The organism is Arthrobacter sp. 05L417 (assembly GCF_056397865.1).
Genome location: NZ_JBFTOG010000002.1, coordinates 208,512 through 220,873, shown reverse-complemented (window position 1 = coordinate 220,873; position 12,362 = coordinate 208,512). Strand labels below are relative to the sequence as shown.

The window sequence follows — 12,362 nt, the reverse complement described above, 5'->3', positions numbered from 1 at the left end:
GCATCATGTCAGTCATCGGGAGTCTTCCTTCCTAGATACGGGTCGCGGCGTCGACCGCATCGGTGATCCGTATGGGGCCTTCGGTCAGCTCGAGGATCCGCCGCGAGACCTCGGGCCGGTGCACCAGTTCGGCCGGCACGGCGGCGACGTCGGCGCGGGACACGTCCCCGTAGGCGATCGCCGGGCCGAGGGCCGCCCGACCGGTGCCGGGGCCGGGGGTGAGGGTGCCCGGCCGCACGATAACCCAGTCGAGTCTGGTCGCGGCGAGGGCGACGTCGGCCGCCTTCTTGATCTTCATGTACTCCTCAAAGGAGGCCGGCATGCCCTGATCGCGCCAAGCGTCGGGGAACGCCGAGACCAGTAGGAACCTGGACACGCGGCGAGCAGCGCGGCACGGGCAGTGAAGGCGACGCCCTCGCCGTCAACGACCCGGGCGACCTCCGTCGGCGCGCTGCTCGCCCCGGCGGCGTAGACGACCGCGTCCGCGCCCCGCAGGACCTGGGCCACTCGGTCAGGCGTAAGAGCGATGAGGGGTGCATCGATTGGTACTGGTCCAGATAGCCCCATCTGTCGATGGCCAGCAGCAGGTTTGCCTGTTCCGGCCAGTCGAGCCAGTCCGGGCAAGGGTCTTGGTGTTCGTGTTCGTGACGGTGCATTTCATCCGGGACGTCATCGCGTCGCAGTCCAAGAGTCCTGAGCGAGAAAAACTCAGCTACAAGGCCCGAGTAGGTCTGCCGGGAATATTAGTAACGGGGTCTTCTCACGCTTCATCTCGGATGTAAGTTATGCCAAACGCCTTGACTTGGCGATATTCCTGAAGCCTAGTGGCAAGTTCGAAGGCGTCGCCCGTGATGTATTGAAAGATGTCCAATCCGCGGCCGAGCAGGATCCTCCATCCAGTGTCGGTGAGGATGGACCGATCATGGATAGCTCCGTCGAAGACGATGTCGACGTTTATGCCGGCGACAGAGGCTCCTTGCTTGACCTTCAGTAGTAGTTCGTACTGCTTGCGGAGCTTGTCTTGTCCCTCGGTGTTCTCGGAAGTAACGAGCCGCACATTCACTTCGTCCGCAGCATCCTTGGTGGCAGCGATGCACTCGATGAGTTCCATGAGATTGCGGGCCTGGTGGAACTGCCGGATGTAAGGGTCAGTTATGGTGATCTGCGAGGCTCCGCGCAAGTACGGGACCAAGAGATTTTCATAGGAGACTCCGCGCTGGTTCTCCTGGAACTCCTGGTGGCCCTCAAACAGCGGTTTTACGGTGAGATTCTCTGGCGCAATTGGTTGACCGTCTTCCGCAGTCGCGGCGTGTCCAGTTGGATCGCCCGTTGCCTCCTCTGCATCAGTGCTTACACGACGCTCACGGTAGTAGTACGCGGGATACTCATCCTCTTCAAGCGTGGAGACTGGGTGCCAGGTACCGGCCTTGTCGAGGTAGCCGAACTTTACATTTGCCATCGTTGAGTCGATGCGGATGATCTGGTCTTTGACGCGCTTGCGGCCCTCGATGGCGAACTGCAGGATCTCTTCGATCTCGTCGGCCGAGGCTTCTCCGTGCGGGTAAAGGATTTTCATCAGCCCGGAGAAGGTCTTGTGGATGCCGTCGCGATCTCGCGTCGAAATGTCCGATGAGAGTGTGAAGTGCGACTGGTAGCGGTCGGAGTAGTCCGCCGAACGCATCGACTTGAGCACCTCGGCGATGTAGTCGACAACGAACCCATACCCGTTGGAGAACATCTCGCCGCGGATGGTGTCGACCTCCCATCCCGGGATGTAGTGGTGCAGGCGGTCAAGGTACGCCGAGTCATGGTAGCTTTCGGGAAGTTCGTCGAACAGGTCGGAGTGTTTGAGCATGTAGGGCACGGTGTGCGAAGTGTTGCCGACGAACACCATGGACGCCTCCGCGCCGAGCGTCTCGACGCCGCGGGAAAACGATTTGTTCGCCATGTAGTTCTTCATGATGTCCACGAGCGCCTTGTCGGTGCGCTTCTTCTTACCCGCGAACTCGTCGAACGCGACGACATCCCAGTAGCCGACCAGCCCTATGCGGCCGTTGGAGTTGTTGACGAAGAGCTTCGGAACGGTGACTTCGCCACCCGAGATAAGCATGCCGTGGGGTGAGAACTCCGAGAAAATGTGCGACTTACCGGTACCTTTGGGTCCGAGTTCGACGAGGTTGTAGTTTCGCTCGACGAAAGGGATGAGCCGCACGAGCTGGATGAGCTTTGCACGGCGTCCGAACAGTTCGGGATTGAACCCGATGGACTGCACGAGCAGATCAGTCCACTCGCCGGTTGTGAACTCGGTCCGCGTCGCGAGATAACCCTCGAAGTCGAACTTCGACAACTGGATGGGCTTGATTGACCCCAGTATCCACGGCACCACGCGGGCGTCATCACTGTGGAAGTACTCGATGTCGCAGATGCACCAAACACCACCGACAAGCAGCTTCGGGTGAGCCTTGATCGTCGCGGATTCGACGAGCACTCCCTTGATGCCAAGGTTGGCGAACTCTGCCTGGTAGACATCATCCTTCTCGTTCAGCGTGACGGTCACTTTGTCAATGATGCGATGGCGTCCGCGCTCCTTGATCGTGGACTTCACCAGTTCTGACTGGTTTCGGTTCACGTAGTGGTCGGCGAGAATTTTTCGCACCGAATCGATGCCTGCTTGGATGGTGGCTTCGTCGTCGGATGCCGCGTACTGGCCGAGCAGGTACTCCAGCACGAAGGAGGGCACGATGGCGTTGCCCTTGACCGCCTTTACCAGGTCCTTGCGGACTACAACGCCGGGGAAGAGCTGGTTGATCTTTCGGTCCAGGTCGCTCTGCAACGGGATGGCATCTGCTGATGTGGTGACCCCAGCGGTGATCTCTGGATTGACCTCGCTCACTTCGCTCATAATCGCTCTCTCCTTAGAAATCGAAGTCCGAGGCGAACGAGCGCTTCAGCGTGTAGATCGCCTTGGCGTAACCGCGCCATTGATTGGTGCCCGGGATGAGTTCCTCAAGCCGGAACTCAACCGGACGGTTGTTGTAGTCGTTTGCGTCCTGGCTGAGCAGCATGTGCGCGTTCTGGTAGCGGTCACGCTGGTCTGCCGAATCCTGGTCGAACGTGAGCGAGAGCTGGTTCGATATAAGAATCTCGCCGACATACAACCCTGCGCGCAGCACCAGGGGGCGAACCTTCTCGCTCACCGGCTCGGCCTGAAACAACTTGATGACCAGCTGGCCTGTCGTGATCTTGTCCGACTCGGGCATGATCTTGACGTTTACCGTTCGCACATCGCTCTTGCGCTTCTTGTTGACCGCCAACACCGGGACGACGATCTCCTGCAAGGCTGCACCGCCGTGGACGAATCGCGAACCTGCGCCTGGAAGCCGCAGCCGATGGATCGACTTTGGTATCTGCACGTCCAGGTCTCCGTCGAGGCCGAGTTGAGCTGACGTGAAAGTCTTGAACGCGGGGACTTCCTTCAAGCCGTGACCGAGGACGTAACGGCGGTTGATCACCTTGACGTCGTCACCTTGCGGCAGCGTTGATAGATAGAAGGCGTCCTCGAGTGCCGTGTCCTGGAACAGGAAGCCGTGGTCCGCCGTGATGAGGATGTTCGTCGCGTTCGCGTTGGTCAATCGCTTGACCAGATCAATCAGTTCGCGAAGCGTGTCCTCGGCGGCCTCAAAGACCTGACGCTCGGTCCCCGCCTTGTCACCCGTCGCGTCAATGCGGTTGTGATAGACATACAGCACCTGATGTTGCTGGTACAGCTCCCGCAGCTCGTCCCGAGTCAGGGAGAAGACGTTCTCGGCCTGAATCGCTTTCCCGTCAACGGCTTCGAGGATCTTGCTGCGGTTCGCAGTGCCGTCTGTACGCTGACCGTCGGCCAGGACGGGATCGCCGTCCTTGGAGTGTCCGATCGTGCTGTGTGGCAGCAGTGCTGCCATGCCGAGCTGGGTGTAGCTGGGCAGCACGCCGAGCATGGCTTTCAGTTCCGCGTCGTAGCGGTCTTCCTGGCGGATGCGTGAGCCAAGTTCGTCAGCGATCTCATAGCGCAGGGCGTCCGAGATGATGACGACGGCCTTGCGCCGGCCGTCCTTCGTGATGGGTGCAACATGGTCGGTGAAGAACGTGGTTTGGGGCCGGAGCAATGTGGAACGCCATTGGTCAACACCATCGACCTGCTGTTGCCATGCGTTACCGAGCTCGTAGAGAAACTTGTTGGCGTAGAACTTCTCTACTTGGATGCGCAGGCCCTCCAGAGGACCAGGGAACTCTGCTGTGCGGGCTGCAAATGTAAACTGCCGGTAGAGCTGATCAATGCGGAACCAGTCACTGCCGTATCGCTCCAGGCCCTCATCGAGCGACTGTATCGACAGGTTAAGTGCGCTAAGCGCGGTCAGGAGTTCCGATGCGCAGCTGATCGCTGTGTACAGCTTCCGGTACCCGTCGATCCAGATGCTGTTCTGACGGCTGCGAATCACCTCTGTGACCTCACGGCCCGTGACTGTCCGCTCAGCGACCGCGCGTGCCAGGTCGCTGATGATCTTGCGGTCGGTCTCCTCGAAAAGGTCGTTGCCCAGCAGGTCGCGGAAGCTTGAGTCCTCGATGGTGCCGGCAAAGTCCAGATCTCGTGCTGCGCGCCTTGCGAGCTTCGTCAATGCCTCCTGACTCCGCCGGTCGTAACGAAGGCTCCCGAAGTCCAGCTGGATGTTGCGCAAGCCGCCCGGTCGTTCAGACTTGAAGCCGGCGTTGGCCTGCCGGAACATCCACAGAACGAAATCGGCGATGCTTGGGCTCGGCGACATGTAGCCGTAGATCGACGCCACGCCTTGCCAGTAGAACTCGTCCAGGCAGTGCTCGGCAAGGGCACCGTACTTGGCGTCCGCACCGCCGGCGTTCTCGATCAGCAGGGTGCGCGTGATCTCCAGCAGGCTGTGCTCGCTTTGACCGAGCAGAACCGCTGACATCTTGGCTTGCAGCAGCCGGGCGTCGTCGCCGGCGTCCAATAGCCTCTTCAGGCCTTGGACGCGCTTGGCTACGCGAAAGAAACTCTCATGCGCCCACACGACTTCGCCAATATCGTCGCCGGTGAGCCCGAGTTCCTGCTGGACCAGCGAAGTCCGGTCTGCTTTGAACACTCCGTAGGCCAGCTCCAGGTCCAGCAGCCAATTGCCGATCCCCGTCGGAACGGGACCCGAGCGGTAGACAAGGAACTTCGACTTGGGCTCCTGGTGCAGCAGCTTGTTCTTGACCGCATACTCGTCATTATTGACGCGCACCGTCTGCACGCCCTCCAGGCCGAGCGTGTCGAGGTCGGCGGCGTACTCACCCTCGGGGTCGTGCCAGAACACCACACGCTGCGTCTCAAAGCGACGCTCCAGGTGGGGCCTGACGGCGGATGTCTCACTCATCGCCGGCCTCTAGTCCGGGGATCTTCTTCAAGGCGGCACCGAGCTTCGGGTAGTTCGCCTTCACGCCGTCGTCGAGGTCGATCTGCACCTGCTGGGACGCCAGTGGGTACAGCACGTCGTGCTCGTACTCATCGAGTTCGAGCAATATCTTGCGCAGACGGTCGACCTCTTTCTGGGCTGCGGCCTGCTCCCGTGGTGCCCCTGTGCCTGCAGCGAGGCGCTCATGGTGCTGGCGGCTGGCATCCAGCTTTGCTTTGAACTCGCGAAGGTACTCGTTGAGCACGGTTGAGGCGGTCGACGGTGTGTAGCGGTGCATGTAGATCAGCGCGTTGAATGACCCCTTGGGACTGGAGAACAGCCAGTAGATCGGACGCTTCTTGTACCGCTGGACATGGTCTTTATAGAAGTCCTGTACAAAGTACTTCCGGATCTCCTTGCCTAGTGTCTCCTCGACGAAGCGCAGGTTCTCCTCAAATCGATCCTCGCCAAACGCAACCTTGAGAAATGCTCGGAACTGTTCCGCGATGTCATCTTCAAACCAGGCGTCTGACAGAACCGGAAGGACACCATCTTGATCCGGCATGAAAGACGGCGACGGCACTTTCACCAAATACTCCGCCAACGAATTACCCTGATCTGCCAATACTAGGCCCGGGGTGTCCAGACTGTAGCGGCCAAACATGCACCCGACTGCATACGACATTAAGTCCGCGATCATTCCACGCGACTGCGATCCCAGCAACGCTGTATCGCCGCCCAACGCCGAAACATTCGCCATTAGCGAAATCTCGGCCCGAGCAACAGCAGTGGAAACTTCGTCATCTAATCCATACGCGTCGACGAGGGTCGCGTTTAGCTGTGTCTCGAGAGTCAACATTCTTTGGACATAGTGCTCTCGTTCTTCCGCCAGTAAATTGGAGGCGTCTTTCAGGCAAGTCGAACCATTCGCTGCTGCTACTAGTGGCTGGATCTTAAAATCCATGGATAACTCGCGCTGATCCCAATCCGCACGGGATATTGCAACGAGCTCCTGCACCACATGCGGGACGCTCAGACTTAGCAATTCCGGATTTAGAATTGGTATCGATATGACGTCTTCATTCTGGGTATTTAGAGTGGGACTTAGCAGCGAAAGATAGTGACTACCAACCGATGAGTTTAGAATTCCGAGCACCAAGCTGGTATGACGTTCATCTGTCTGCAGCAAGGCAACTTCTTGGTACATATACTCCTTGGGCAGCAGTCGAAAGCTTGGCTTCCCAGAACTGATTTTTGACCAAGTAACGCCCGGCAAGCCCCAAAATTCAGGGCGGATAATCCTACCGGCTGGCGCAGTTCTGTAAAACTCACGACTTTCTGTAGACCAGTCGATGACGTTTAGCACGTTTCCGTACCATTTTCGATAATCTCCACCGAAAGCACACGGTAGCCACTTTTTGTCAAAGGATCCGATATATCTTCGCTGAACCTCCCAATGAAAACGCGCAAAACGGGCGTTATCAGTTGTGACGTTTTTCCCTTCAGAATTAGCCATTGAAGCAATGGAAGTCGACGCAAGTCGAAATGACTTCAACGTTGCCGGCCCAGCCCAATAAGCGATGGGTTGATTAGGAATTACTTGAAAATCTGCGGTTTTACGAACAGCGCGGCGGTCATTTGCAACGGGGAAAGATAGTGGCACACCTAGGTCATCAGTTTCGAAGTACCGAATACATTGATAATCTGCCATCGCATCGGGATCCAAGTAGTTTCTGAGAATAAACGCAACTGTCCCAAAATTTATACCCATTGGGGTCCCGCCCTTGCCCGAATACGGCATGTGCGTAACTGAACAGAAACTCTTGTTAAGCAGGATAGAAGCACGTAGCGCCCTGAATGACGTCAAATACATCCATGACTCCATGGTTACTAGACCAGCATATCCGGACTTGTCGAGTAGCGCTGGAGAACGTTCCATGAACATGGCAAAGAGATCGAATTTGGAGGTTGGGTATTCGCGTTTTGCGAACTCGGCGAGTTTTGCTCCCATGTTGCCGGACCCCATATAAGGCGGGTTTGCGACCAGCACCTGGTATCGGTTCGAGAGGTACTCCGATTGCCGAACCACTGTCCGGGCACGGTTCAAGACATCCCCGCCGAACAAGGTTTCTGCCCCATCCATAGACTCCAGATGCTTCCGCATCGGTTCAATGAGTCCCTGGTTCGGGCGGATCAGGGACCCGAACGTGTCCGCGTCCTCAAAAGCTTGCCAGAATGCCTTCTCGGCGTGTTTGTCCCCACCCCGGGACACCAAAGTCTCCAGCTCATCAAGCGAGAAACGCACCGGCTCTAGGACACAGACATTCGGCTCCGTGCCCTTCCCCGGGCTCAAGAAGGATCTCTGCACCCCGCGGGCCTTCATCACCAAAGCGAACGCCGCCAACGCACCTGCCCGCGGGTCAATCTCCGCCCCGAACAGGTTGTGCTGCAGGATCAGACCCGGGATATCCGAACGTGCGTAGCCTGACTCTTCGTACATGAGATACAACAGATCAAACGCATAAGTGAGCATATGCCCAGACCCGCACGCCGGATCCAGAACCCTCAATTCCTCTGGGCCTCTGATCTTCAAGAAGTCCGTCTCAGGCTCTAACGGAGCAATGTAATATTCCATCTGTTCCGCCAAGCGGGAGCCAGGGTTGTTTAGCAGCCACAACCTGCCCAGCGAATTCTCCACCAGGTACTTCACAATCCAGTGCGGCGTGAACAGCTGCGTTGCCGCAGGAATCTCCTTCGCCGTTGCTTTCTTATTCTTCTTAAAGCCGGCAAAGACCTCATCCTTGCGGGCCGAAATATAGAACTGGTACAGCCAGCCGATGACTTCGACATCCTGGCAGACGTCCTCAGTGAGCACCCTCGCGGCGCGGGCCAGTACGGAGTCGTCGGCGAGCAGGTTCCCGGGAATAAGTAGTTCGGTGTAGTCACCTTCACGCTCGAACATAAATGGCATTGAGCGGTTCCAATGGCGGCAGTACTCCGCGAGAAGGAGCGCGTATGCCTCGCCCTGTGGGTCGTTGCTGCGGCGCGTACCGTTAAGTAGGCTCGTAACGGTCTCGATCGTTCGCTTATTGGTGACGACTGCACCGTCGATGTTCCCGCGCTTGGCTTCTGCGAGAATCTCGGGCTGGCCTCCTTCGCGGCCCCGTTCAGGGGAGACGACACCGATGCCGGTGTAGGCTTTGGCGTCCATGAACCGCAGCGCGATGATGCGGTTGAACCAGGTGTAGGCGACCTTGTCCGCGACTGTGTCGCGGCCCTTGTCGCTGCCGCCAGCAGCGTTGACGGCCTTGTTCAGGGCGGCGACGGCGTTGGGCTGCTCCTGCCGCAGCTCCTCCGATGCCAGAACGACGGAGATGCGGGCTGACACTTCGCGGATGAGTGCAATGCGAGCCCATGTGGCGAACGATTTCAGCGGTGCGGTTTCCATCAGAGCGCGATTCTCTTTCCGTCGTTGAGCGTGTTCAGCAGTGCACCGCGGAGCGCATCGAGGTAGCGGTCGACGTCATCCACGTTCTCGAGCACACCGTGGGCTCCGGGCACGGTGATCCTCTTGACCGAGACGGTCTGCTTTGGTGTGGGCTCCGGGCTGTCCGTGCCGGCCGTAGCCCGGGGAGAGGATGCGAGCTGGTCGAGCAGCTCGGGATAGGTCCGCTCCTCAAAACCATTACCCTGCTCGCGGATGAGCGCGATCTGGCGCTCACTGCCTAAGCGGGCGATGATCTGGTCGATTGTACGGATGACCCGCTGCTGCGCTTCCTCCGTGGCATTACCGTAATAGGCGCTGCCGAGTACCTCGGACTTGCGTCCCTCGATGTCCTGGATGGCCGTGCTGCGATGGGCGGCGAGCGTATCCTCGACCTTCGAGCCAAGGGCGTCTGCTGCCTGCTTGAGCTGGGTCATGCGATTGCCCCGGAAAGCGTTCGGGTCGTCCAAGAGTCGTCTAACGTCTGCGTCGCTTCCTGCAGGCAAATACCCAAGGTTATTTGTATTAGCCGAGAGCAGCCTTGTGGCGTCGTCGTAGATAACTTTCTGGCCGCCGCCCAGGAACGACTGAATAGGGTCGATGACGTTCTCTTTGGCGTCGAGCAATTCGTCGCCAAGACTGAAATCAGTCAGGTACCACTCGTCGGATTTGCCCACAGCCTGTTCGAGCAGGGCAATGGGGGCAGCCAGTTGCTCAACGAACGGGTATTTCGATCCGATCACCAGCGCCCTTAGCTCGTCGAGCTTTGCCCCGAGCTTTTCGCTGCCGTGCCGTGCCAGTTCCAGCGGGTCCTTTGGTGGGGTGGCCTCGTCGAAGAAGTCGGTGCAGAATTTGCGGAACGTCGCTACCTTGCGCTCGTCAAAGAGCTTCTGCGGGGCGAGCACGGAATGCGAGTGCTTCTGCGTATTGCGCAGAACGGCAGCTACCTCGGTCCGCTTAAGTATGTTTCCATCGACGGTGACAGTGATCTTCGAGTTGCCAACGAGCCAGGCGATGACGACCTCTATCGAGGCGAGATCCCATCCGTAGGGTTTGGCCTGGAATGAATCCACGATCGTCTTGACCGTTACCTGCTCGCCGAGCCGGTCGCGTTGAAGTAGGAACGAAAGCACCTCGTCACCTGGTACAGCAAGCATCGACAGCGACGAATCGTCGATCATGCCTGACTGGTTGGGGTTGGCGAACGTAACAACCTGCTGCTCACTGTACGCAACACCGCCGAGCAGGCTGAGCTGGGTGTAAGTGCGGCTGATGAGGTCTTGGAAGCCATCGGTGACGCGCGTGATGGCGTCCTGGGAGGATGAGGTTACGCCGGCGGCGTTGATCACGAGGTCCGCCTTGCCAACTGCCCGGCGGATGCGCTCGATAAGTTCCTTCTCGCGTTCGACGTTCTGCGTCGCCTTCGAGCGCAGGATCTGGTCCTCAATTGCGGATAGCGAAGTCGTCTGCTTGCGCTTGGTGTACTTCTCTGTCTTAATCAGCAGGCGCAAGTCCGAAAGGGCACGCTCATCGGGCTCCAGGATGACCCGAAGCTCGTCCTTGCCGGCACTGTGCATCCGGGTTTCTTCAGGGCCGAATGGGTACTCCGGCGTGATGAAGTGCATGGTCAGTTCGCGCTGCTGGCCGTACACCTGATCGTCAAGCTTGTACCCGAAGGCGAAATCCTGTCCGTTCTTGGTGTACCGCAGCTTGCTCGTGCGGACCACGTCACCGGAGATGATCTTGAAGAGCCGGCCGCTGACATCCGAGGCATCGATGTCGACGTTCTTGATCTCCTCCTCGATGACCTGTTCTTCGTTGGTCAGGTATTCGTAGACGTTGCCGTTGCGCTGCACGTAAGTCTGAGTCTCCAGCAGCGTCAGTGCATCCTGCACCTGTTTGGCCAGGGCCGGCAGGTCAAGCCCGAAACGGTCGTAAACCAGTACGGTCAGGTTGCGCGGGGTGGCGTGGAAGCCCTCGACGTACTTCACCAGGAACAGCGCCTTGAGCAGCCGCACGGCCAGTTCGTTGTCCAGGTTGCGCTCTGCCACGTCGATCGAACGCTGCGCGGCAGACTTCAGCGAGGCGCGGATGCCCGCGAACATGTGGTCGAAGGTCGCCAGCCTGCCAACCTCGACGTCGCCGATGTCCTTGGCGACCTGCTGCACGACGCCGAGCATCGAGCGTTCACCAACTGAGCTGTTGCGGCCCTCGAACACATTGTGGTCGGAGATGCCTTCGATCGCCGCCTGGAACAGCGGGAACTGGTAGCTGACGAACGGGTACGTGCCCACAAAGTGTGCCTCGTCAGTGTAGTTACGGTACGTCTTCGCCCCGTCCACGAAGTCGAACAGGGTCTTGAAGTTGGCGTGCTGCTCTGAATAAATCGAATTCAGCGCGGCCTCGCCCGCCTCGTTCTTCTCCAGCAGTCGCTTACGGATGACCTCTTCCACATCGGCGCTGGTGAGCTTCACACGGGTGGCGAACCGGGCCTGAATCTTGGAGAAGTCGTTGCCTTGCTGCTTCGTGCGGTCACCGACGACCTTGTCCATGTCCTCCTGGGAAGTCACGAACACCCACGCACGGCCCTGGCATTTGGTGTTCAGCGACTCGGCGATTGTCTGGAGATTGAGCATCAGGTGCGTGTTCGACCCGATGAACTGGCCTACTTCATCGACGTAGAAGTTCAGCCGGAAGTCGTCTTCCTGCTTGTCCAGCCAGGCCATCACCTCGTCGGCGAAGTCCTCGATTGAGACTGAATACTCGTTGCGGTACTTCGTGAGGATGTTCGTGGGCGTACTGTCTGTGTGGCCGCTGATCTCGGCGTACGCCTTGGCCACGTTGACCTCCTCGAGGACGCCCTCTTCACGTCCCTGCGTCCAGCTGCGCCCGGAGATACGGGAGTATGCGTCCTTGAAGGCTTCATACTGGCCACGGTTGTCCAGGTCGCGCTCGAACCGGGCGACGTGCCCCTGGCTGCCGTAGTAGCCGCGGCTCTCGTCGAAGACCTTGACGAACACCTTCAGCAAGGCGTCGGTCTGATCCTTCGTGATGAGGGTGGCCTTCTGGTCGATGTTGAACAGCAGGCTCTTAGCCGGGATCCTCTCGGCCTTGGTCAGCAGGGCCGGGAGGAACGCGTCCTGTGCCTTGGAGCGGAAGCTCTCGGAGACGCGGGCTCGCGGGAAGTCCTGGTCGTCCACGTCACCGAGGAGGTGTGCGAGCAGCTTCAGCAGGTGCGACTTACCGGAACCGAAGAAGCCCGAGATCCACACGCCGTTGGCGTTGGTGTAGTTCGTGTAGGCCTCAAGCAGCAGTTCCAGGCCTTTTGCCGCCTCGTTGGTCAGGACGTATTCGTCGACCTCGGTGCCCAAATGCGCGGTGTCGTCAGCCTTGATGACACCTTCTATCGGGCGCTGAACGTCCTTGGCGAAGATCGCATGTAGATTCAT

Annotated in this window: 5 protein-coding genes; all 5 read right to left on the bottom strand. The window is 58.8% G+C overall.

What is annotated here, in order from left to right:
- Positions 1-31 precede the first annotated feature (31 nt).
- Positions 32-376: an NAD(P)H-binding protein gene (locus AC1DJW_RS02935; RefSeq protein WP_476900645.1), complete on the bottom strand. Its 345-nt coding sequence runs from the start codon at positions 374-376 to the stop codon at positions 32-34.
- 384 nt (positions 377-760) lie between these two features.
- Positions 761-2,902: a BREX system Lon protease-like protein BrxL gene (gene brxL, locus AC1DJW_RS02930; protein ID WP_476900644.1), complete on the bottom strand. Its 2,142-nt coding sequence runs from the start codon at positions 2,900-2,902 to the stop codon at positions 761-763.
- A 13-nt stretch (positions 2,903-2,915) separates the two neighbouring features.
- Positions 2,916-5,411: a BREX-1 system phosphatase PglZ type A gene (gene pglZ, locus AC1DJW_RS02925; protein ID WP_476900643.1), complete on the bottom strand. Its 2,496-nt coding sequence runs from the start codon at positions 5,409-5,411 to the stop codon at positions 2,916-2,918.
- Positions 5,404-8,877: a BREX-1 system adenine-specific DNA-methyltransferase PglX gene (pglX, locus tag AC1DJW_RS02920; RefSeq protein WP_476900642.1), complete on the bottom strand. Its 3,474-nt coding sequence runs from the start codon at positions 8,875-8,877 to the stop codon at positions 5,404-5,406. The genes pglZ and pglX overlap by 8 nt, the downstream gene beginning before the upstream one ends.
- Positions 8,877-12,362: a BREX system P-loop protein BrxC gene (brxC, locus tag AC1DJW_RS02915; protein ID WP_476900641.1), complete on the bottom strand. Its 3,486-nt coding sequence runs from the start codon at positions 12,360-12,362 to the stop codon at positions 8,877-8,879. The genes pglX and brxC overlap by 1 nt, the downstream gene beginning before the upstream one ends.

Coding starts and splice junctions, on each gene's coding strand:
- brxC (WP_476900641.1), bottom strand. CDS start 12,362: ATGAATCTACATGCGATCTTCGCCAAGGACGTTCAGCGCCCGATAGAA.
- pglX (WP_476900642.1), bottom strand. CDS start 8,877: ATGGAAACCGCACCGCTGAAATCGTTCGCCACATGGGCTCGCATTGCA.
- pglZ (WP_476900643.1), bottom strand. CDS start 5,411: ATGAGTGAGACATCCGCCGTCAGGCCCCACCTGGAGCGTCGCTTTGAG.
- brxL (WP_476900644.1), bottom strand. CDS start 2,902: ATGAGCGAAGTGAGCGAGGTCAATCCAGAGATCACCGCTGGGGTCACC.